Source organism: Rhizobacter sp. P2_G4 (assembly GCF_056403575.1).
Map to the genome: position 1 here is coordinate 1 of NZ_JBFUFG010000016.1, position 22,693 is coordinate 22,693.

Sequence of the window (22,693 nt, forward strand, 5' to 3'; positions counted from 1 at the left end):
GCGCGAAGTCAGTTGTGGATGCGCGCTTGCGCGCGCGCCGCAAAGCCCTGTGCTGCTCAGCTCGTCCGAAGGGGGAGACGAACACCAGATTCGGCTCGCTGCGCATCGCACGAGGACGCATCGCTTCGCTCGCGCCCGATGCGAAGCGAGGTGGAGGGATGTTGCGAAGCAACGACCGCATTGCTCTTGGGCCCCGTGGGTGGCGTCGAGGAGCGCAGGGTTTTGGGGCCGCGCGCGTCAGCGCGCTTCGTCAACTGACTTCGCGCCGTTTGTCTGAGCGCAGCGGCCAAAGGCCGCGAAGCGAGTTTGGCGCGGGCCCCAAAACCCGAGCACCGCAGAGTAGTCGGCCACCGGCCGACCGCCACCGTCGGGTCGCCTTTTCTTTGGTGACTTTCTTTTGGCGAAGCAAAAGAAAGTTACTGCCCTGTCGGGGGCACATCCCGACACGGCCTCACGCCAGTGAACACGGTACGACAAAGCGAGACTTCAATACCTCCGTCCCGAGCGTGGGCACATGGCATCACAGAAGCAAAGACTCAAACATCATCATCAAACGGATACCGCTCAGCCCAAAAATCCCCCAATCTCGGATCCGCATCCACCCGACGCACCACCGCCGACATCTTCGGCGCCACCTCATAAAAGCGCGGCCGCCAAGGCCCAAACCGCGACACCACCGTCACATACAAATCCAGCACACTGAGCTCATCGCCCAGCAGGTAGCGACCAGGCTGCAGCTGCGCATCCATGTGCCCCCAGCAGAAAGCAATGCGCTCGTGCACCGCATCGACCACCGAATCCCGTAACGACGGCGGCGCGCCAATGCGCTGCACGTCCGGCTTGATCCAGAGCAGAGCGTAGATGGCCGATGACACGTACGACATCCACCGCAAATACTGACGCCGCCGACTGTCAGATGGAGCTGGCGCAAGCCCAGCCTGCGGATAAGCATCGGCGAGGTAGAGCAGGATCGCCGCGCTCTCGGTCATCACCTCGCCATCGGCGAACACGAGCGTGGGAATCTGGCGCATCGGGTTCTTCGGCGCCACCCGCTCGCGTGCCGAGGGCTCAGCCCAGGTCGCACCTTCGATCAAGGTGTACGGAATGCCGAGCAGCGTGAACGCCGCCTCCACGGCAATCGATCCCGAGCCTGCTGCGCCGTACAGCGTGAGCGGCATGTTCATCGGCGAGGCGGCCTGCGCTGTCATGGCTACAACTCGCCGGCGTAGCGCGCCAGCATCTCTTCGTGCGTTTCTGCCGGTGCCGGCGAACCTGTGTGGCTCTTGAGCATCTGGCCCATGGTGGGCAGCACCGAGCGCGGCACCTGGGCCGATGCGTCCCACAGGCGTGAGCGCATTAGTGCCTTGGCGCAGTGCAGGTAAGCCTCTGCCACCTCGACGGCGATCACCACCTTCGGCCGGTGTTTCTCTTCGGCAAACACCGCGAGGTGCGCATCCAGCACCGACAGCCTCGCCCCACCGTTGATGCGCAAGGTTTCGTCGACACCGGGGATCAGGAAGAGCAGGCCGAGCTTGCCGGTGGCGATGATGTTTTCCAGCGTGTCGAGCCGGTTGTTGCCGGGCGCATCGGGAATGAGCAGCGTGCGATCGTCGAGCACCTTCACGAAGCCGGGCATGCCGCCGCGTGGCGATGAGTCCATCGCGCCATCGGCATTGCAGCTCGCCAGCGTGATGAAGGGCGAGAGCGCGATGAAGCTGCGGCAGTGCGCGTCCAGGGCCGAGAGCTGCTTCTTCACCGACCGCTCTTTGGGTGCGGCATACAAGGCCCGAAGCTGTGCGAGTGTGTCGATGTTCATCGAAGGGGTGTCCTCAAAGCGCCTTGCGGTAGACCAGGAAGCCGGACTTGTCAGCCACCTTGTCGTACAGCGTCATGGCGACGGTGTTGGTCTCGTGCGTTTGCCAGTAGACGCGCGGTGAGCCCGCTGCGGCGGCCCGGTCGTAGACCGCGTTGATGAGCGCGCGGCCGACGCCCTTGCCGCGCCCGGCCGGCACGGTGAACAGGTCCTGCAGGTAGCAGACCGGCGCGATCAGCGTGGTGCTGCGGTGGTAGAGAAAGTGCACCAGCCCGAGCAGCTCGCCGTCGCTCTCGGCGACCAGGGCGTGCATCGGTTCGTAGGCATCGAAGAAGCGCGACCAGGTCATCTGCGTCACCTCGGCCGGTAGCGCGGTTTCGCCGTGGCGGCCGTAGAAGGTGTTGTAGCCGTCCCAGAGCGGCTTCCAGCGTGGGAAATCTTCCTTGACGAGGGCGCGAACGGTGAGGGCGGTGGACATGGGCAGCCTGTGTGATGTGTGTGCCCTACTGTGCCACCGCTCTACGTCCCCCGCAGTGATGACCTCTAGCGAACGAGCTTGAGTTCGCCGGTGATGGCGCTCAGCGCCTCCGCGCTGGCGGGGCCGATGCCGAGGCAGGTTTGCGTGCCCGCGGCAATCACCGTGCGGCCTGCATCCTGGATCAGCGCACAGGGCAACCCGGCCGCCTGCGCCTTGGCCTCGAGCGCCAGCAGCTCGGTGAGCGAATCGCTGGCGAGCACGATCTTCGGCATGCCGACCTCGAACCACGCGCGCTGCGAGGACGCATCGGCATGCAGCAGCGACGCGACGGCGGCGTGAGCCACCTGCGCCGCCAGCTTGCCGCGTGGCAGCCGCAGCGCTTCGTTGACGACGATCACCTGCTTCATGGCCGCGTCACTGGATCACCGTTGTGCCGCGCACGGCGGTGTTCGCTCTTCGGACGGACGGCAGCGTCATGCCGCCTGGCTGACGGCCACGTGCTTGTCGCGCAGCTCGCGCTTCAGCACCTTGCCAATCGCGCTGCGTGGCAGCTCGTCGATGTAGTGCAGGCTTGCCAGACGCTGTGTCTTGCCGACCCGCTGGTTGAACCAGCCGAGCAACTCGGTCTCGCTCAGCACGCTGCCGGGCTTGCGGACGACGTAGGCGACGGGCGTCTCGCCCCACGCTTCCGAAGGCACGCCGACCACGGCCACGTCGGCCACGGCGTCGTGGTGGCGCATCTCGGCTTCGAGGTCGCTCGGGTAGATGTTGAAGCCGCCGCTGATCACCATGTCTTTCTTGCGGTCGAACAGCGTGAGGAAGCCGTCTTCGTCGAAGCGGCCGACGTCACCGGTGCGGATGAAGCGCAGGCCCTCGGGGCTGGTCCACTCGGCGTCGCGTGTCTTGCCGGGTTGCTGGTGGTAGCCGGTCATCATCGAGGCCGAGCGGCCGACCACCTCGCCCATCTCGCCGCGCTTCACCTCCTTGCCGTCTTCGTCGATCAGGCGGATGTCGTGGCCCTCGGCGGGTTGCCCCACGGTGTGCAGCTTGTGCGGGTAGGTGTGCGCTTCCAGGATGCAGCTGCCGCCGCCTTCGGTCATGCCATAGAACTCGACCAGCCCGCCAGGCCAGCGCTTGAGCACGTCGGCCTTCAGCGCTGCATTGAAGGGCGCACTGGTGCTGAACTTGAACTGGTAGGACGAGAGGTCGAAGCTGTCGAACTCGGGCAGCGCCATCAGGCGCTGGTACTGCACCGGCACGAGCATGGTGTGCGTGACCTTGTGCTTCTGCGCCAGCTCGAGGTAACCCTTGGCGTCGAACTTGGGCATCAGCACCGCGGTGCCGCCCCAGGCAAGCGTGGGGAAGAAGACCACCAGTGTGGTGTTCGAGTACAGCGGCGTCGCGAGCAGGGTGGTGCCACTCGGGCCGTAGTTGAACGAGCCGCCACCGCGGCGCACGTGCGCCCAGCGCATGACGTGCGGCTGCACGATGCCCTTGGGCGTGCCGGTGGTGCCCGACGAATAGATGATGTTGAAGGCCCAGTCGGGCTTTGGCGTCACGGCCTTGAAGGGGGTGCCAAACGGCGCGACCCATTCTTCGAGCTGGATGCCGATGGGCGAGCCGTCGATCGAGATGCGCGTGACGTCGGCGGCCTGCGCGGCGCTGATTGCTTCGGCGGCGTTGGCGTCGGTGAACAGCAGTTTGGCGTCGGCGTCTTTCAGCATGCCGGCGAGCTGCTCGATCGTCGAACCGGGGGCGAGCGGTGCCACCACCACACCGGCACGCAGCGCGCCGAGAAAAACTGCGGCGTAGTGCACCGACGCGAGGCCGCAAATGGCGATGGCCTGTTGCGGCTTGATGCCATCGCGCTTCAGCGCGGCGGCCACGCGGTCCATCATCGCGTCGAGCTGGCCGTAGGTGACGCGGACGGTCTTGTCGATGATCGCGGTGTGCGCCGGGTCCCGCTGGGCGTGGCGGTGGATCAGCTCGGCGATGACGCCGAAATCTTTTTCGAAGGCGGAGGCAATGGAGTCCATGGTGCTGGCGTTGCGCTTCAAGTTTGAAACCGCCCTTCGACAGGCTCAGGGCGAACGGGGTGCGAAGGGCAGGGTAGAGAGGCAGATCGTAAGACGGGACTGAATGTGCGCGCTGTTCAGTAGCCGGCGTGGCGGTCCACCGCCAAGGGTTGCGGCAAGCCATCGCGGGCGCGGCGCAATGCATCCACGCACTGCTGCGCCACGGTGTCGAACGAGGCTTGCGCGGCGATGTGCGGTGTGGCCACCACCTTGGGATGCGACCACACCCAGTTGTCGGGCGGTGGTGGTTCGCGTTCGAACACGTCGAGTGCTGCACCTGCAAGGTAGCCGCCGTCGAGCAGCGCCTGCAGGTCGGGCTCGATGAGCTGCTCGCCGCGGCCCACGTTGATGAGAAAGGCGCCACGCGGCAGCTGCGCGAGCGTGTGGTGGTTCAGCAGCCCGCGCGTCTCTTCGGTCAGCGGCAAGGCGCACACGAGGATGTCGGCCTGCGACAGGAACTGCGGCAGTTCTTCATTGCCGGCAAAGGTGGCCACACCCGGCACCATGCGCGGGGTGCGGCTCCAGCCACCGACCGGATAGCCCAGCGGCAGGAAGGCGCGCGCAATCGCCTGGCCGACCGCCCCCAGCCCCATCACGCCGACGCGGCACTGCATGGCCGTGCGCACGCGGTGGCGTTCCCATTTGGCGCGCGACTGCTGCTCGGCGTAGAGCGCCATGTCGCGCGTGATGTGCAGCGTGTTGGCGACGACGTACTGCGCGATCTCCATGCCCTGCATCGGGTCGACCACGCGTGTGACCGGCACGTGCTCGGGCAGGTCGTCCACGCCGAGCAGCTTGTCGGCGCCGGCGCCGGTGGAGCACAGCACGCGCAGATTGGGGTACTGCGAAAGAATGCCCGACTTCATGCGCCACGCGAGGATGGCTTCGACCGCCTCGGGCGGCGGGTCGTCCTGCTCGGTCCAGACGGGAATGCCGTGGGCGGCTTGACGCAGGGCGGCGGCGAAAGGTGCCGACGGGAGAGGGTTCGACAGCACCAGGATGGCCATGGGGTCCTTGCTTCTTAAATGTCGTACCCAGGGTTGCGGCGGTCGAGCCGGCGCAGCAGGCCCGGCCACACGAGGTTGGCGCCCTTGCCCTTCATGGCGGCCTTGGCCTGCTCGCGGTTGAGGTCGATCATCGACTGTGGCAGCTGCACCAGCTCGCCGCCGCCCGACTGCGCGAGGATCTGCGTGCGGCACGCGGTCTCGAGCAGGTACATCGCCTGGAAGGCCTCGGCCACCGTGCGGCCGCAGGTCAGCAGGCCGTGGTTGCGCAGGATCAGGTAGCTGTTGCTGCCCAGGTTTTTCACGAGGCGTGGCTTCTCGTCGTCGCGCAGCGCCACGCCTTCGTAGTCGTGGTACGAGAGCGAGCTGAGCGGGAAGGTGGATGTCTGCGACAGTGCGAGCAGCCCGTTCTTCTGGGCCGACACCGCCGTGCCATGCAGCGTGTGGGTGTGCAGCACGCAGTTCACTTCAGGGCGGCCCTCATGCACCGCGCTGTGGATCACGAAGCCGGCGGGGTTCACGTCGAACTTCGTCTCCATCATCGGCGCGCCTTGCTCGTTCACCTTGACCAGGCTCGACGCGGTGATCTCGTCGAAGAACAAGCCGTAGGGATTGATCAGGAACTGGTCGTGGTGGCCGGGCACGCGCGCCGAGATGTGGGTGAAGACCAGGTCGTCCCACCCGAACAAGGAAACAAGCCGATAGGCGGCCGCGAGGTCCACGCGCACCTGCCATTCCTCGGGAGACACCTCGTGGCGGATCGAAGGGATGCTCAATGCAGGTGCGCTCATGGGTGTCTCCTTGAGGATGGGTGGCTTCACGTTACCCGTTCGCACCGAGCTTGTCGAAGTGCTTGTAGAGAGCCGTTGCTGGCTCGGCCGAACGGGCGTTCTCAGAGTGTCAGAGGGCCTTGACCAACTCGGGCACGGCCGTGAAGAGGTCGGCTTCCAAACTGTAGTCAGCCACCGCAAAGATCGGCGCCTCAGGGTCTTTGTTGATGGCGACGATGACCTTGGAGTCCTTCATGCCGGCCAGGTGCTGGATGGCCCCCGAGATGCCGGCCGCGATGTACAGCTGCGGTGCGACGATCTTGCCCGTCTGCCCGACCTGCCAGTCGTTGGGTGCGTAACCCGCATCCACCGCTGCCCGGCTGGCCCCGAGTGCCGCGCCCAGCTTGTCGGCCAGCGGCGTCAGCACCTCGTTGAACTTGTCGCTGGAGCCGAGTGCGCGTCCACCCGAGACGATGATCTTCGCGGCGGTCAGCTCGGGCCGGTCGTTCTTGGCGATCTCCGAGCCCTGGAAGCTGGACTTGCCGCTGTCGGCGACTGGGCTGGTCGTTTCCACCGCGGCGCTGCCACCGGTGGCCGCCGCCGGGTCGAAGCCGGTGGTGCGCACGGTGATGACCAAGACCCGGTCCTGGCTCTGCACGGTGGCAATCGCATTGCCGGCGTAGATCGGCCGCTCGAAGGTGTCGGGGCTGATCACCTTGGTGATGTCGCTGATCTGGCCGACGTCGAGCTTGGCGGCCACGCGCGGCGCGATGTTCTTGCCGGCGGCGGTGGCGGCGAACAGGATGTGGCTGTAGTTCTGGGCTCCATCACCCACGAGCGTGAGGATCTGCGCCGCGACGTTCTCGGCCAGGCCGTGGTCGAGGTGSGGTGCGTCGGCGTGGATCACCTTGCTGACGCCGGCCACCTGGGTGGCGGCTTKGGCAGCGTCGCCGGCACTGTTGCCGGCGATGAGGATGTGCACCTCACCGCCGAGGGCGGTGGCGGCGCTGACGGTGTTGAGGGTGCCGCCCTTGAGGGCGTGGTTGTCGTGTTCAGCRATGACGAGGGTGGTCATGGTGTTGTTCTCCTCACAGGACCTTGGCGGTGTTCTTGAGCTTGTCGACCAGGGTGGCGACGTCGGGCACCTTGATGCCGGCGCTGCGCTTGGGCGGCTCGCTGACCTTCAGGGTCTTGATGCGGGGAGCGACGTCGACGCCCAGGGCCTCGGGCTTGAGGACCTCGAGGGTCTTCTTCTTCGCCTTCATGATGTTGGGCAGGGTGACGTAGCGCGGCTCGTTCAGGCGCAGGTCGGTGGTCACCACGGCGGGCAGGCTGAGCTTCAAGGTCTCCAGGCCGCCGTCGACTTCGCGGGTGACGCTGATGCTGTCGGCGGTGAGCTCGACCTTGCTGGCGAAGGTGGCCTGCGGCAGGTCGGCGAGGGCGGCGAGCATCTGGCCGGTCTGGTTGCAGTCGTCGTCGATGGCTTGTTTGCCGAGGATGACGAGGCCGGGTTGTTCCTTGTCGACCAGGGCCTTGAGCAGCTTGGCGACGGCCAGGGGCTGCAGCTCGAGGTCAGCGGGGGTCTCGACGAGGATGGCGCGGTCGGCACCGATGGCCATGGCGGTGCGCAGGGTCTCCTGGCACTGGGTGACGCCGCAGCTGACGGCGATGACTTCGGTGACGAGGCCCTTCTCCTTCAGGCGAACCGCCTCTTCGACGGCAATCTCGTCGAAGGGGTTCATGCTCATCTTGACGTTGGCTATGTCCACCCCGCTGCCATCGCTCTTCACCCGCACCTTCACGTTGTAGTCAACCACTCGCTTGACGGCTACCAATGCTTTCATGGGAGTCTCTTTCTCGGTTAAACAAATTCGATGCAGGCACCCGGTTGACCGCGGCCTCCGGGGCCGCGTGTCATTCTCGGATGGCTGTTACTTGGCGGCCAACCCCAGGCGGTCGATCAGCAGCTTGTCCTTGGCGTAGGCGGCGATCGCCCACGACTTGTACTGCTCACCGGTGCGGTACCACATGTCCTGGTTCAGCGTGGCCAGGACTTCGAGGTGCTTGGGGTCGTCCATTGCCTTCTTGAACGCATCGTGCAGCGTCTTCACGATGGCAGGGTCCATGCCCTTGGGGCCAACGAGGCCGTAAGGCGACTGCGACACGATGCCGTAGCCCAAGTCCTTGGCGGTGGGCACCTGAGGCCAGCGCTTGGTGCGGTTTTCGCCGAAGGTCAGCAGCAGGCGCATCTGGCCGGCGTCGACGAATTTGTCCCAGCCGGTGGCGTCGCTGGCGGCCATCACGTGGCCACCCATCAGGGCTTGCATCTGGTCGGCATTGCCCTTGAACGGGATGTGGTTCAGCTGGACCTTGGCGTTGTCGGACAGCTCTTCCATCAGCAGGTGCGGGCTGGTGCCGATGCCGGTGGAGCCGTAGTCGATCTTGCCCGGCTCCTTGCGCGCCGCTTCGATGTATTCCTTGAAGGTCTTGTACGGCGAGTCCGACCTCACGACGAAGCCGAAGGTGTAGCCCGACACGCCGATGATGAAAGTGAAGTCGTTGATCGGGCTCCACTGCACCTTCTGCATGTGCGGGATGCGCAGCATGCCCATCGGGTACTGCGAGATGGTGTAGCCGTCAGGCTTGGCGGTCAGCGCCATGGTGCTGGGCCCCAGCGTGCCGCCCGCGCCGGGCTTGTTCTCGATGATGATGTTCTGGCCCAGGTACTTGCTGGCGATTTCGGCCAGCACGCGGTGGTGGCGGTCGGTGGACCCGCCGGCCGGCCACGGCACGATCAACGTGATGGGTCGGCTGGGGTAGGCGTCGGCTGCGTGCGTGCTGCCAAAGGGGGCCGCCAGCGCCGCGCCGGCCGCAGCGAGCAACAGCGCGCGGCGCAGTGTCGGCAGGGAAGAAGTTTTCAAGGCTTGTCTCCGTTGAGTGAATTTTCGGTGGAAATTGAACTGAGTTGATGAGGCCGAGGCGTCAGGTCGATGCGGGCGCTGTTCGAGCGGCTTCCTGCTCCTGGAGTTCACGCCATTGCACCTTGCCGCTGCCCGATTTGGGCAGCGAGGCGACGAACTCCACGATGCGCGGGCTCTTGTAGGCCGCCATGTGTTCGTGCGACCAGGCCATGATGTCTTGCTCGCTGACGCGGCCCTGGAATTCCGGCTTCAACACGACCAGCGCCTTGACGGTCTCGCCGCGCTTCGCATCTCGCGTGCCGATGACGCAGGCTTCGTGGATAGCGGGGTGGCGGTACATGAGCGCCTCGACCTCGGCCGGCCACACCTTGAAGCCCGACGCGTTGATCATCCGCTTCAAGCGGTCGACCATGAAGAAGTAGCCGTCTTCGTCGACCTGCGCGAGGTCACCGGTGCGCAGGAAGCGCTTGCCGTCGAGCTCGATGAAGCTGTCTCGCGTGGCCTGTTCGTTGTTCCAGTAGCCGGCCATGACCTGCGGGCCGTGCACGATGATCTCGCCGGTTTCGCCTTGCGCCACTTCCTGCATCGTGGCCGGGTCGACCACGCGCGCGTCGACGTCGAACACCGGGATGCCGAGGCACTGCTGCTTGGGCCGCTGCGGCGGGTTGATGTGAGTGGCGGCCATGGTCTCGCTCATGCCGTAGCCTTCCACATAGTCGAGGCCGATCTTCTCCTTCAGCTTTGCGGCGATGGCCTGGGGCATGGCCGCACCACCGCCGCGGATGCCCTGCAGGCTCGACAGGTCGTACTCGTCGAGCCGCGGGTTGGAGAGGAAGTCGATCATCATCGTGGAGATGACCTGCCACACCGTCACGCGGTAGCGCTGCATGCACTCGGCCGCGGCGTCGCGGTCCCAGCGCGGCAGGATCACGATGGTGGCGCCGATGTAGAGCGGCCCGTTCATGCTGCCGGCCATGCCGGTCACGTGGAAGTAGGGCAGCACCGACAGGAACACCGCGTCCTGCGTGCGGCTGAACCACTGCACGCCCCCGACCAGCGTGCTCATCACGCTGCGGTGCGTGTGCATGCAGCCCTTCGGGTGGCCGGTGGTGCCCGAGGTGTAGGGCATCACGCACAGGTCGTCGGGGCCGGCGGTCAGCGGGCCGGGGCGCAGGTTCTTTGCCAGCACCTGGCTCCACAGGTGCGCGCCGGCATCGGTGATGTCGTCGCGCGGTGCGGCCACGAACTCCGGCAGCTTGAAGTCGGTGGGGCGTTTGATGTAGTCGCTGTAGGCCGCGACGATCAGGTGCTCAAGGCCTTCGCCGACCGAATTGCCAACCAGAGGCGCCATCTGCGCATACAGGTCGTGCGGCACGAAGGCAGTGGTCGCGCCGCTGTCCTTCACGTAGTGCCGCAGCTCTTCGGTCCGGTTCATCGGGTTGACCGGCACCACGACGGCGTTGGCCCGCAGGATGCCGTAGTACGCCAACACCCACTGCGGGCTGTTCTGCAGGTACAGCAGCACGCGATCGCCGGCCTTCACGCCGCACACCTGCTGCAGGTAGCCGGCGATGCGCTCCGCTTCGTCCTTGAACTCGGCGAAGCTGAGCGGCGTGTCGTAGAAGACGATGAACGGCTTGTCCGGGAAGCGCTGCGCCGAGACCTCGGCGTTGTAGAAGAGGTGGGTCTGCGGCAGCGTCAGGTGCTGGGGCAAACCTGGGGGCCAATGGGCAAGGTGGCGATCTGACATCGCTAGGTTCTCGTCAAGAAGAGCGTTCAAAAGAGGAAACCGCCAATGTCCGCTTCACCGTGACGCGTCGATCTCCTGCGCCAACGCCCACGCCTGCTCGGCCAGCGGCCGGGCGCGCTTGCCCGAGTCCACGGCGTGCTCGCTCGACGCGTTGCCTTGCTGCGCGCGGTGCGCGATGCCTTGCAGGATGGCAGCCAGGCGGAACATGTTGAACACCATGTAGTAGTTCCATTCGGCTGGCGACACACTGTTCTTGCGGCCGGTGCGTTGCATGTACTGCGCCACGTATTCCGACTCGAGCGGGATGCCGCGCGAAGGCAGATCGGCGTCGCCCATGCCGCGGCCGGTGGCAGGGCTCATGCGCCAGGTCATGCAGTGGTAGGCGAAGTCGACCAGCGGGTGGCCCAACGTCGACAGCTCCCAATCGAGCACCGCGAGGATGCGCGGCTCGGTGGGGTGGAAGATTACGTTGTCGAAACGGTAGTCGCCGTGGACGATGGCCACTTCATCGCCGGACGGGATGTACTTCGGCAGCCACTCGATCAACCGGTCGGCCGCATCGATCGTCTCGGTCTCGGCCGCCTTGTACTGCTTGGTCCAGCGTGCGACCTGGCGCTCGATGTAGTTGCCGGGCTTGCCGTAGTCGCCGAGTCCGATGGCTTCGGGGTTCACGCTGTGCAGCGCGGCCATCACGCGGTTCAGCTCGCTGTAGAGCTCGCCGCGTTGGGCGTTGTCGTAGTCGGGCAGCAGCGGGTCCCAGAGGATGCGGCCGTCCACGCAGTCCATGATGTAGAACGCGGTGCCGAGCACGGACGGGTCTTCGCACAGCGCGTAGGCCTTGGCGACCGGCACGTCGGTCTTCGCGAGGGCGCTGATCACGCGGTACTCGCGGTCGACCGCATGCGCCGAAGGCAGCAGCACGCCGGGCGGCTTGCGGCGCAGCACGTAGTTCTTGCCGCCGGCGCTTAAGCGGAAGGTCGGGTTCGACTGGCCGCCCTTGAACTGCTCCACCGCCAGCGTGCCGCTGAAGCCCGCCACGTGCTCGCGCATGTAGGCGTCGAGCTTCTGCACGTCGAACGCGTGCTGCGGCGTGACGGGCTTGGTGCCGCTGAACTGGGTGGCCGAAGTGTCTTTGCTCATGGGGATTGGAAGCTTCCGTCGCAGAGGATCAAACCACTTCGAACAGGCCGGCCGCGCCTTGCCCGCCGCCGACGCACATGGTCACGACCACGTACTTCGCACCGCGGCGCTTGCCTTCGATCAGCGCATGGCCGGTGAGCCGCGAGCCGGTCACGCCGTAGGGGTGGCCCACGGCGATGGCGCCGCCGTTCACGTTCAGGCGGTCGTCGGGAATGCCCAGCTTGTCACGGCAGTAGATCACCTGCACGGCGAAGGCTTCGTTCAGCTCCCACAGGCCGATGTCACTGACCTTGAGGCCCGCCTGCTTCAGCAGCTTCGGGATCGCGAAGACAGGGCCGATGCCCATTTCATCGGGCTCGCAGCCGGCCACCGCGAAGCCGCGGAAGATGCCCATCGGCGTGATGCCGCGCTGCTCGGCCAGCTTGCTGTTCATCAGCAGGCAGGCCGACGAGCCGTCGGAGAACTGGCTTGCGTTGCCGGCCGTGATCACGCCGCCCGGCAGGGCCGAGCGGATCTTCGAAACGCCTTCGATCGTCGTGTCGGCGCGAATGCCTTCGTCGGTCGAGATGGTCACCTGCTGCGTGGTCAGGCGGCCGCCGGCCTTGTCGGCCACGCCCATGATCGTGGTCATCGGCACGATCTCGTCCTTGAACTTGCCGGCCTCTTGCGCGGCCGCCGCACGCAGCTGGCTGCGCACGCCATATTCGTCCTGCAGTTCCTTGCTGATGTTGTAGCGCTTGGCGACTTGCTCGGCCGTCTGCAGCATGCTCCAGTAGATCTCGGGCTTCATCTCCAGCATGGCCGGATCGGCGCGCATGTGGCGGTTGCTCTCGTTCTGCACGCACGAGATCGATTCCACGCCGCCGCCGATGGCGACCTGCACACCGTCGACGATGATGCTGTGCGCCGCCATCGCGATGGCCTGCAGGCCCGACGAGCAGAAGCGGTTGATGGTGACGCCGGCGGCAGTGACCGGCAAGCCGGCGCGCAGCGCAGCCACGCGGGCGATGTTGCCGCCGGTAGTGCCTTCGGACAGCGAGCCGCCGAGGAACACGTCTTCCACTTCGGCCGCGTCGACGCCGGCGCGCTTGACCGCATGCTCGATGGAGTGGGCGGCCAGCGTGGCGCCATAGGTCATGTTGAAGGCACCCTTCCAGCTCTTGGCCAGGCCGGTGCGGGCGGTGGAGACGATGACGGCTTCGGTGGTCATGGTGAAGATTCCTTGTGTTCTGAAGACCGTTCGCCCTGAGCTTGTCGAAGGGCCTGCATGGCGCGATGCGAGGGCTTCGACAGGCTCAGCCCGAACGGCATGGGGAGATCAATTGAAGGTCTTGCCTTCTTCCGCCAGCTTCACCAGCAGCGGTGCCGGCTGCCAGGAGGCATCGGCCCCCGGCTCGGCGGCAAAGCGGCGCAGTGCGCGCACGACGTTGGGCAGGCCCACGATGTCGGCATAGAGCATCGGGCCGCCGCGGTGCACCGGGAAGCCGTAGCCGTTGAGGTAGACGAGGTCGATGTCGGACGCGCGAGCGGCGATGCCCTCGGCGAGGATGCGGGCGCCCTCGTTGACCAGCGCGTAGATGCAGCGCTCGACCACCTCGGCGTCGTCGATCTTGCGTGGCGTGATGCCGTTGGCCGCGCGGTACTCGGCGATGAACTGCTCCGTCACCGGATCGGGGATCGGATCGCGCTTGCCGGCTTCGTAGCGGTACCAGCCGGCACCCGTCTTCTGGCCGAAGCGGCCGGCTTCGCACAGCTTGTCGGCCACGATGGCCTTCATCTCGACGCCCGCTTCGGCGGCCTTGCGCTTGCGGGTGGCCCAGCCGATGTCGAGCCCAGCCAGGTCACCCATGCGGAACGGGCCCATGGCCAGGCCGAAGCCTTCCAGGGCCTTGTCGATCTGCTGCGGCAGCGCGCCGGCGTTGATGAGGCCCTGCGCGGCAGCGCCGTAGCGCGCCAGCATGCGGTTGCCGATGAAGCCGTCGCACACGCCGGAGATCACCGCGATCTTCTTGATCTTCTTGGCCAGCGCCATGCTCGTGGCCAGCACGTCGGGGGCGGTCTTGGCGCCGCGCACGATCTCCAGCAGGCGCATCACGTTGGCCGGGCTGAAGAAGTGCAGGCCGATCACGTCGCCAGGGCGCTTGGTGAAGCCGGCGATCTTGTCGATGTCGAGGTACGAGGTGTTCGAGGCGAGGATGGCGCCCGGCTTGCACACCTCGTCGAGCGTGCGGAACACCTGCTGCTTGACGTCCATGTTCTCGAACACGGCTTCGATGACCAGGTCGGCCTCTTTCAGCGCGTCGTAGCTCAGCGTGGGCGTGACCAGGGCCATGCGCTGTTCCACCTGTTCGGTGGTGAGCTTGCCCTTCTTGGCCGAGTTCTCGTAGTTCTTGCGGATGGTGCCGAGGCCGCGGTCGAGCGCTTCCTGCTTGGTCTCGAGCAGCACGACCGGAATGCCTGCGTTGAGGAAGTTCATCGTGATGCCGCCGCCCATGGTGCCAGCACCGATGACGCCCACGCGCTTTATGTCGCGCAGCGCCGTGTTCTCCGGCACGTCGGGGATCTTGGTCGCGGCGCGCTCGGCATTGAACACGTGGCGCAGCGCGCGCGACTCGGGCGTGTTCATCAGCGCCATGAACTGCTCGCGCTCGAACTTCATGCCTTCGTCGAAAGGTTTGGTGACTGAGGCCGCCACCGCCTCCACGCAGCGCAGCGGCGCGGGGAAGTTCTTCGACACCGCGCCCACGGTGTTGCGAGCGAACTGCAGAAACGCGTCGTTGCCCGGCAGCGCCGGCTTGACCTTCAGGTCGCGCACGCGCTTGAGCGGCAGCTTGTCGGCCACGGCCTTCTCGGCAAAGGCGATGGCACCTGCGAGCAGGTCGCCGGGAATGAGGGCATCGAGCAGTGGCGACCCTTCGAACTTGGCAGCCGGCGTCGGCGCGCCCGAGACGATGATGTTGAGCGCAGCCTCGAGGCCGATCAGTCGCGGCAGGCGCTGCGTGCCGCCGGCACCGGGCAGCAGGCCCAGCTTCACCTCGGGCAGGCCGAGCTGCGCATCGGGTTTCGCTAGGCGGAAATGCGCGCCCATCGCCAGCTCCAGGCCGCCGCCGAGCGCCATGCCGCCAATGGCTGCGACCACCGGCTTGCTCGAGCTCTCGAGCGCCTTGATCACACTCAGCAGGTTGGGCTCCATGCTCGCCTTGGGCGTACCGAATTCCTTCACGTCGGCCCCGCCCGAGAAGGCGCGGTCGCTGCCGATCAGCACCAGCGCCTTGACCTTGTCGTCAGCCAGTGCCTTGTCCAGCCCCTCGAGGATGCCGACGCGAAGCGCATGGCCCAGGCCGTTCACCGGCGGGTTGGCCAGCGTGACGACGGCCACGCTGCCGCGAACTTCGTACTGGGTGGAGGTCGATGGGTTGCTCATGTGCAAAGGCTCCTGGATGGCGCTGGCGGTGGCGGCGATGAGGTGAAAAGCGGGGCGTCTTTTCCCGGCTTGTCCCACAGCGGTTCAATGTTCTGCAATGCGGAACATTTCAGGCAAAGGGCAACCATCGTAGCCAGCAGGGAGCACCTTGTAAACAAGGTGAATCCCGCGCGCTCACCCGCGCCTGTCACCGGTGTGACAGGCGATTGGCGGCGATTCCCTCAAGGTGCTTGGTAGAAGTTCCGATTTCAAAATCTGCGTTTTGCCATGCAGAATCGAAATCCCCATTCGGTCACGTGACGCCGCAGGAGCCACCCATGAATCTTGATTACAGCCCCGAAGAGCAGGAGTTTCGCGATGAAGTGCGCAGCTTCATCCAAGCCAATCTGCCGGCCGACATTCGCGACAGGGCGAAGACCGGCGGGCGTGGCGGCAAGGACGACATCGTTCGCTGGCAGAAGATCCTGTACGAGAAGGGCTGGGGCGCATCGAGCTGGCCCGAGCAGCATGGTGGCCCGGGCTGGAATGCGGTGCAACGCCACATCTTCGAAGACGAGTGCGCCGAGGCCGGCACGCCGATGCAGCTGCCCTTCGGCCTGAAGATGGTGGCGCCGGTGATCATGCGGTTCGGCAACGAGGCGCAGAAGAGCTACTTCCTGCCGCGCATCATCTCCGCCGAAGACTGGTGGTGCCAGGGCTACTCGGAGCCGGGCGCCGGCTCCGACCTCGCCTCGCTGAAGACGCGCGCGGTGCGCGGCACCGACGCCGAAGGCGAGCACTACATCGTCAACGGCCAGAAGACCTGGAACACGCTCGGCCAGTACGCCGACTGGATCTTCTGCCTGGTGCGCACCTCGACCGAAGGCCGCCAGCAAGAGGGCATCAGCTTCCTGCTGATCGACATGAAGACGCCCGGCATCACCGTCAAGCCGATCATCATGCTCGACGGCGAGCACGAGGTGAACGAGGTCTGGTTCGACAACGTGCGCGTGCCGGTCGAGAACCGTGTGGGCGATGAGAACAAGGGCTGGACGTACGCCAAGTTCCTGCTCGGCCACGAGCGCACCGGCATCGCCGGCGTGGGCCGCTCGAAGGCGGCACTGCGCCGCCTGAAGTCCCTGGCACGCCGCCAGGCCGGCGACAACGGCAAGCCGCTGATCGAAGACCAGCGCTTCCGCGACCGCATCGCCCAGGTCGAGATGGAGCTGATGGCGCTGGAGATCACCAACCTCAAGCTCATCTCCGAAGAAGGCAAGGCCCACGCGCCCGGCCCCGAGGCATCGATGCTGAAGATCAAGGGCTCGGAGATCCAGCAGACGCTGACCGAGCTGTGCATGCAGGCGCTCGGGCCTTACAGCGTGCCGTGGCTGCACGACGGCCAGGACCTCGCCGGCAGTTCGCAGCCCTTGGCCGAGAGCTTCACGGTGCGCGATGCCGGTACCAGCGGGGCGTACTTCAACACGCGCAAGACAACGATCTATGGCGGTTCTTCGGAGATCCAGAAGAACATCATTTCGCAAATGATCCTCGGCCTCTAGAAATGTGAGCCCCAAGGCCGCCGCCTCGCGCCGTCCGCCCCCCAGGGGGAGCCAAGGAAACTTGGGAACGGCCCGGCGTTTCCCTGGAGCCAACGAACAAAGGAAAACACCATGGACTTCAATCTCACCGAAGAACAGACCGCCATCCAGGACAGCCTGAAGCGCTACCTCGCCAAGGACTACGCTTTCGAGCAGCGCCGCGCGCTCACCAAGACGCCGCTCGGCCACAGCGCCGAAGCCTGGACCACCTATGCGGAGCTGGGCATCCTGGCGCTGCCGTTCCCTGAATCGGCAGGCGGCCTGGGCGGCAACGCCGTCGACACGATGCTGATCGCCGAGACGCTGGGCGCGAGCCTGGCGCTCGAGCCCTTCCTGTCGACGGTGGTGCTGGCTGGCAGCCTGATCAACGAGATCGGCACGCCGGCGCAGCGTGACACGCTGCTTGCCGGCATCACTCAAGGCACGCTGCAGGTCGCGCTCGCGCACAGTGAACCTAGCGCGCGCTATGCCACCAACCACGTGGCCGCCACGTCCAAGAAGGACGGCGCGGGCTGGTCGCTCAGCGGGCACAAGGCCGTGGTGCTGGGCGCGCCGTCGGCCGACAAGCTGCTGGTCTCCGCACGCACCTCGGGCTCGGCCTTCGACGCCAACGGCGTGTCGCTCTTCGTCGTCGATGCCAAGGCGGCGGGTATCACGGTGCGTGCCTATGCCACGCAAGACAGCCAGCGCGCCGGCGAGGTGCTGCTGAAAGACGTGAAGGTCGGTGCGGATGCGCTGGTGGGCGCGGTGAACCAGGCGCTGCCCGCCATCGAGCATGCGATCGACCGCGGTATTGCCGCGCTCTGCGCCGAAGCCGTCGGCGTGATGGCGGCACTGAACGCCGCCACGCTCGAGTACCTGAAAACACGCAAGCAGTTCGGCCAGCCGATCGGCAAGTTCCAGGCGCTGCAGCACCGCATGGCCGAGATGGCCATTGCGACCGAACACGCGCGCTCGATGGCGCTGCTCGCGGCGGTGAAGGTCGAATCGGCAGACGTGGCCGAGCGCCGCCGCAATGTGTCTGCTGCCAAGGCCTACATTGGCCAGTCCGCCCGCACGGTGGGGCAGGGCGCGGTGCAGATGCATGGGGGCATGGGCGTGACCGACGAGCTGATCGTGTCGCACTTCTTCAAGCGGCTCACGGTCATCAACGCCACCTTCGGCGACGCCGACCACCACCTCGGCAAGTTCAGCGATTCCTTGCTGGCTGCCTGATGAGCGAGGGCGCCGTTCCCGAGGGCTACACGCCGCTGATCCCCGGCGGCCCGTATCTGGCCAGCTCCGGCCCGCTGTACCAGCGCCCGGCGCCGGACGGCGGGGTCGTCATCGCGCTGCGCGTGGCCGAGAAGCACACCAACATGCGCGGCATCGCCCATGGCGGCATGCTGGTCACGCTGGCCGACAGCGCGCTCGGCCGCAACCTGCACCTCACCCGCAAACCATCGGAGCCGATGGTGTCGGTGAACCTGTCCACCGACTTTCTCGGTGCGGTCAAGGTGGGCGACTGGCTCGAGGCGCATGTCGAGGTGCGCAAGCACGGGGCGCGACTGTCGTTCGCCGAATGCCAGCTGCGGGTGGGCGACCACGTGGTGCTCCGCTGCAGCGGCGTGTTTGCCGTGGTGGGCCCGGCGCTCGTCAACAAGGAAGTCCCTGAGGGCTGAGGCTGCAACCCGGCAGTAGAGTGTCCGCATAGAGGACACCGCCATGATCCCGACCCTGCCAGCCGATGCCGACGGCGTGCTCAAGCTCGCCGCGCAAAGCATGTTCGACACGCTCGCGCAGTCGGCGATGGGGATGTTCGTCATCGACCGCAATCACCGTATCGTGTGGATCAGCGAAGGCTACAAGCAGTTCTTGCCGAGCCTCGGCCATGAAGAGTCCGACTTCGTCGGCCGGCGTGTCGAAGAGGTCGTGCCCAACACGCTGATGGCGCATGTGGTCGATACCGGCCAGCCCATGCTGGTCGACCTGCTGACCAACCACGCCGGCACCTTTCTCGTGAGCCGGCTGCCGCTGCGCAATGCGCAGGGCGAGGTGATCGGTGCGATGGGCATGGTGCTGCTCGACCACCCCGAGACCACGATGCAGCCGCTGATGGTGAAGTTCAGCCGCCTGCAGCGCGAGCTCGACGACGCGCGCCAGCAGCTGGCCGCGCAACGCCGGCCCAAGTACACCGTGGCCAGTTTCATCGGCGCCAGCCCGCAGGCGATGGAAGTGAAGCGCCGGGCGCGCCGCGTCGCGCAGACCGACAGCACGGTGCTGCTGCTCGGCGAAACCGGCACCGGCAAGGAGCTGCTCGCGCACGCCATCCATGCGGCGAGCATGCGCGCGTCTCGGCCCTTCGTCGGCGTGAACATCGCCGCCGTGCCCGACACCTTGCTCGAAGCGGAGTTCTTCGGCGTGGCGCCGGGTGCGTACACGGGGGCCGACCGAAAGGGCCGCGAAGGCAAGTTCAAGCTGGCCGACGGCGGCACGCTCTTCCTCGACGAGATCGGCGACATGCCGCTTGCCTTGCAGAGCAAGCTGTTGCGCGTGCTGCAAGAGCAGGAGGTCGAGCCGCTCGGCAGCAACACGGTGCAGCACGTCGACGTGCGCATCATCGCGGCCACCAGCCGCGACCTGCCCGCCATGGTGGCAGCCGGCAGCTTCCGCGCCGACCTGTTCTACCGGCTCAACGTGCTGCCGCTTCGCCTGCCCGCGCTGCGCGAACGCATGGCCGACCTGGAAGCCCTGGTCGAGACCCTGGCCGAAGACATCGCCCGCCGCAGCGGCCTGCCGCACAAGGGGCTGACGGCCGATGCGCTCGACCTGCTGGGCCGACAGACCTGGCCCGGCAACATCCGCGAGCTGCGCAACGTGCTGGAGCAGGCAACCCTGATGACCGACGACATGGTGCTCGACGCGGTGCACTTCAGGAGCCTGATGTCGGGTGAAGCGCGAACACCGGGGGCCATCGAGCGCCGTGCGCAGCCGCAGGCCGTGGCCTACGCTGGCCCGGCAGCGAACAGCGCGCCGGCGGCCATCCGCCCACTGCCGCAGGCCATCGCCGAGCTCGAAGCCCGCGCGATTCGCGAGGCACTGGCCGCCACCGGTGGCAACAAGCTGGCGGCGTCGCGGCTGCTCGGCATCTCGCGCGCGACGCTGTACGAAAAGCTGCCCCTGCTGCAAGCGACCGGCTGAGGCGGCGTCTTTACCTTGCGGAAACCTTTTCCGTGAGTTTTGCTGGGTACCAGGCGCTGCGTTCCAGGCATGCTTCGGGGCTTTTGTTTTCTGATTCACCATGCCCGCCCGCGTACCACTCCGCCGACTCCGATCACATGCCCTGCTGCCTCGACACCTGAGTGTGCTGGCCTTGCTGGCTTCCGCTGCCAGCCACGCGCAGACTGAACCCGCAGCCACGCCGCCCACCCAGGCTGTGCCTGAACCCGCGCCGGCTGCGAAAGAGGCGGCCAAGCTGGCACCGGTCGAGATCACCGGCACACGTGCCAGCGACATGCAGGAGCGGCGCCAGTCCACCGCCGCGAAGATCGTCTTCGGTCGCGAGGAGATCGAGCGCTTCGGTGACAGCACGCTGGGCGAGGTGCTCAAGCGTCTGCCGGGCGTCACCACGCAGGGCGCGCCAGGGCGTGGCGGTGCGATTCGCATGCGCGGGCTGGGCAGCGGCTACACGCTGATCCTGCTCGACGGGCAGCGCGTGCCGCCGGGCTTCAGCATCGACTCGCTCGAGCCCGACCAGGTGGAGCGCATCGAGGTCATGCGCGCACCCACCGCCGAGACCGGGGCGCGGGCGATCGCCGGCGTGATCAACATCGTCACACGAGAAGGCTTCCGCAAGAAGCTCAACAACTTGCGCGTGGGCGCCTCGATGGAAGATGGCCGCGTGCACCCTGGCATCTCGTGGACGCGCAACGACAGCATCGACAACTGGATCTACAACTTCTCGCTCTCCGCCAGCCGGCAAGACCGCGAGACCGACAGCGTCACCACCACCGAAGAGACGGACCTGACGGACGGCACGACCACGCTGTCGCAGCGCGAGACCGCGTGGTCACGCGAGAAGCGCAACTCGCTGCATGCCACGGGCCGGCTGCAATGGCGCGGTGACAAGGGCACGTCTCTGATGCTGCAGCCCTTGCTGGTCTATTCCAGCGGGCATTCCGAGCGCAGCAGTCGCATCGAGAAGTTCGAGGGCACGGCGGCGTACGACCACAGCAGCGGCTCGGGCGAGAGCAGCTCCGGCATGGCGCGGTTGAATGCCGAGTGGCGGCAGCAGATCGAGGGGGCTGGTCGCTTTGAGTTGAAGGCCGGCGTGGGGCAGGGCAGGCTGAATTCCGATTCGCAGCGAATCGACCGCGACGCGGCCGACAGCGTGCTGCACACCCGCGTGGATCACACCGACACGCATGACACCAGCTTCACGCTGAACGGCAAATACACCTCATTGCTCGGCGGAGACCAGAACCTGGTCTCCGGTGCCGAGATCGAATCCAACCGTCGCACCGATGCTGGCCACACGCTGTACGACGACAAGCCATTGCTCAGCGACACAGGCGACAACCTCTCGGCGCGCTCGATCCGCATCGCCGCCTTCATGCAAGACGAATGGACTCTCACGCCCAACTGGGCCGCCCACGCCGGCCTGCGCTGGGAAGGCATCCGCACCCGAAGCGACGGCTTCGACGCCGGCGCGGCATCGTCCAACGTCTCCAACAACAGCAGTGTGTGGAGTCCCTTGCTGCATGCCGTCTGGAAGCCCGACCCCAAGGGCAGCGACCAAGTGCGCATGAGCCTCACGCGCACCTACCGCTCGCCTTCGCTGCAGAACCTGATCGCGAGGCCGAGCGTCAACAGCCGCGCCCCGCTGATCGACAAGAACGACATCCCGCAGGAGAACTCACCGACCTCGGCCGACCGCGTCGGCAACCCGGGCCTGAAGCCCGAACTGGCTACGGGTCTCGACCTGGCGTTCGAACGCTACATCCAGAGCGGCGGCATCCTCAGCGCCAACGTCTTCTACCGCCAGATCAGCAACTACATGCGCAGCGTCACCTCGCTGCAGACCGTCAACTACACGAGCACGCCGCGTTATGTGTCGCGCACCGAAAACATCGGCGACGCGGTCACCCAGGGCATCGAGCTCGAAGCGCGCTTCCGACTCAGCGACGCGATCGAGGGTGCGCCGAAGATCGACGTGCGCACGAACGCCAGCCTGTTCTGGTCGCGCGTGAAACCCATTCCCGGCCCCGACAACCGGCTCGACCAGCAACCCGATGGCACCGCCAACGTCGGCCTGGACTACAAGTTCGTGGGCCTGCCGCTCACCATCGGCGGCAACATCAACTGGACGCCGGGCTACACCACCCGCATCAGCGAAGTGCAGTGGGCCGAGCAGCAGCGCAAGCTGGTGGGCGATGCCTTCGCCGTCTGGACGATCAACCCCTCGGCCCAGCTGCGCTTGGCAGCCAGCAACTTCGCGCCGCGCGACTACGTGACCGGCAGTCGCTTCGAAGATGCCGACTCGCGCGACGTCACGCAGACCACGCAGCCGTCGTACATCAACTGGCAATTGCGCCTGGAGTTGAAGCTCTGAGCCGAGTGCCTTGAAGGCGGACACTGCCTGGAATCAAGGCAGTCGTGACTTCGATTGCCTGGAGTGCAGGCAGTCGTCTGCACAGCAGGGGCTCGCTTTCTCCCAGCAAGCTCGGTGTTTGCCCTGATCTGGTGCCGTTGGGCACAGGCTT

The 22,693-nt window shown here is 66.3% G+C and carries 19 protein-coding genes; 5 read left to right on the plus strand and 14 right to left on the minus strand.

Annotated features, from left to right (window positions below; all coding sequences use genetic code 11):
- Nucleotides 1-536 precede the first annotated feature (536 nt).
- The 14 genes from AC1DYS_RS29940 to AC1DYS_RS30005 form a co-directional block, all read right to left on the minus strand.
- Nucleotides 537-1,208 (minus strand): glutathione S-transferase family protein, encoded by a 672-nt coding sequence (locus AC1DYS_RS29940; RefSeq protein WP_477905370.1) that lies wholly within the window; start codon nucleotides 1,206-1,208, stop codon nucleotides 537-539.
- Between the two features lie 2 nt (nucleotides 1,209-1,210).
- Nucleotides 1,211-1,816: a pyridoxamine 5'-phosphate oxidase family protein gene (locus tag AC1DYS_RS29945; RefSeq protein ID WP_477905372.1), complete on the minus strand. Its 606-nt coding sequence runs from the start codon at nucleotides 1,814-1,816 to the stop codon at nucleotides 1,211-1,213.
- A gap of 13 nt (nucleotides 1,817-1,829) precedes the next feature.
- Complete coding sequence (locus AC1DYS_RS29950) at nucleotides 1,830-2,291, minus strand: GNAT family N-acetyltransferase (protein WP_477905374.1); 462 nt, start codon at nucleotides 2,289-2,291, stop codon at nucleotides 1,830-1,832.
- 65 nt (nucleotides 2,292-2,356) lie between these two features.
- Nucleotides 2,357-2,698, minus strand: a complete 342-nt coding sequence (gene pth2 / locus AC1DYS_RS29955; protein WP_477905376.1) for a peptidyl-tRNA hydrolase Pth2 — start codon at nucleotides 2,696-2,698, stop codon at nucleotides 2,357-2,359.
- A gap of 66 nt (nucleotides 2,699-2,764) precedes the next feature.
- Nucleotides 2,765-4,327: a class I adenylate-forming enzyme family protein gene (locus tag AC1DYS_RS29960; protein ID WP_477905378.1), complete on the minus strand. Its 1,563-nt coding sequence runs from the start codon at nucleotides 4,325-4,327 to the stop codon at nucleotides 2,765-2,767.
- Nucleotides 4,328-4,443: 116 nt separating this feature from the next.
- Complete coding sequence (locus tag AC1DYS_RS29965) at nucleotides 4,444-5,373, minus strand: 2-hydroxyacid dehydrogenase (protein ID WP_477905380.1); 930 nt, start codon at nucleotides 5,371-5,373, stop codon at nucleotides 4,444-4,446.
- 14 nt (nucleotides 5,374-5,387) lie between these two features.
- The gene (locus AC1DYS_RS29970) at nucleotides 5,388-6,161 is read right to left on the minus strand and encodes a class II aldolase/adducin family protein (protein WP_477905382.1); all 774 of its coding nucleotides are present in this window, start codon (nucleotides 6,159-6,161) and stop codon (nucleotides 5,388-5,390) included.
- Nucleotides 6,162-6,270: 109 nt separating this feature from the next.
- On the minus strand, nucleotides 6,271-7,215 hold the full coding sequence (locus AC1DYS_RS29975) for an electron transfer flavoprotein subunit alpha/FixB family protein (RefSeq protein ID WP_477905385.1): 945 nt from the start codon (nucleotides 7,213-7,215) through the stop codon (nucleotides 6,271-6,273).
- A gap of 13 nt (nucleotides 7,216-7,228) precedes the next feature.
- A complete protein-coding gene (locus AC1DYS_RS29980; RefSeq protein WP_477905387.1) occupies nucleotides 7,229-7,984 on the minus strand; it encodes an electron transfer flavoprotein subunit beta/FixA family protein in 756 nt (251 codons plus the stop codon).
- 87 nt (nucleotides 7,985-8,071) lie between these two features.
- Nucleotides 8,072-9,061, minus strand: coding sequence for a tripartite tricarboxylate transporter substrate binding protein (locus AC1DYS_RS29985; protein ID WP_477905389.1), 990 nt, complete (start codon nucleotides 9,059-9,061; stop codon nucleotides 8,072-8,074).
- Nucleotides 9,062-9,122: 61 nt separating this feature from the next.
- Entirely contained in the window at nucleotides 9,123-10,811 is a 1,689-nt protein-coding gene (locus tag AC1DYS_RS29990; RefSeq protein WP_477905391.1) for a long-chain fatty acid--CoA ligase, read from the minus strand.
- A 54-nt stretch (nucleotides 10,812-10,865) separates the two neighbouring features.
- The gene (locus AC1DYS_RS29995) at nucleotides 10,866-11,951 is read right to left on the minus strand and encodes a phosphotransferase (protein WP_477905393.1); all 1,086 of its coding nucleotides are present in this window, start codon (nucleotides 11,949-11,951) and stop codon (nucleotides 10,866-10,868) included.
- A 28-nt stretch (nucleotides 11,952-11,979) separates the two neighbouring features.
- Nucleotides 11,980-13,161 (minus strand): acetyl-CoA C-acyltransferase, encoded by a 1,182-nt coding sequence (locus tag AC1DYS_RS30000; RefSeq protein WP_477905395.1) that lies wholly within the window; start codon nucleotides 13,159-13,161, stop codon nucleotides 11,980-11,982.
- A gap of 108 nt (nucleotides 13,162-13,269) precedes the next feature.
- Nucleotides 13,270-15,375, minus strand: coding sequence for a 3-hydroxyacyl-CoA dehydrogenase NAD-binding domain-containing protein (locus AC1DYS_RS30005; protein WP_477905397.1), 2,106 nt, complete (start codon nucleotides 15,373-15,375; stop codon nucleotides 13,270-13,272).
- Nucleotides 15,376-15,692: 317 nt separating this feature from the next.
- Between AC1DYS_RS30005 and AC1DYS_RS30010 the strand changes: the two genes are divergently transcribed.
- From AC1DYS_RS30010 to AC1DYS_RS30030, 5 genes are all read left to right on the plus strand, one after another.
- Complete coding sequence (locus tag AC1DYS_RS30010) at nucleotides 15,693-16,913, plus strand: acyl-CoA dehydrogenase family protein (RefSeq protein WP_477905399.1); 1,221 nt, start codon at nucleotides 15,693-15,695, stop codon at nucleotides 16,911-16,913.
- Between the two features lie 111 nt (nucleotides 16,914-17,024).
- Nucleotides 17,025-18,167: an acyl-CoA dehydrogenase family protein gene (locus AC1DYS_RS30015; RefSeq protein WP_477905401.1), complete on the plus strand. Its 1,143-nt coding sequence runs from the start codon at nucleotides 17,025-17,027 to the stop codon at nucleotides 18,165-18,167.
- Entirely contained in the window at nucleotides 18,167-18,613 is a 447-nt protein-coding gene (locus tag AC1DYS_RS30020; RefSeq protein WP_477905403.1) for a PaaI family thioesterase, read from the plus strand. Before AC1DYS_RS30015 ends, AC1DYS_RS30020 begins: the two co-directional genes overlap by 1 nt.
- A gap of 43 nt (nucleotides 18,614-18,656) precedes the next feature.
- Nucleotides 18,657-20,132 carry a sigma-54 interaction domain-containing protein gene (locus AC1DYS_RS30025; RefSeq protein ID WP_477905405.1) on the plus strand — a complete coding sequence of 492 codons (1,476 nt, stop codon included), beginning with the start codon at nucleotides 18,657-18,659 and terminating at the stop codon, nucleotides 20,130-20,132.
- 172 nt (nucleotides 20,133-20,304) lie between these two features.
- Nucleotides 20,305-22,542, plus strand: coding sequence for a TonB-dependent receptor plug domain-containing protein (locus AC1DYS_RS30030; protein ID WP_477905407.1), 2,238 nt, complete (start codon nucleotides 20,305-20,307; stop codon nucleotides 22,540-22,542).
- The last annotated feature ends 151 nt before the right edge of the window (nucleotides 22,543-22,693 follow it).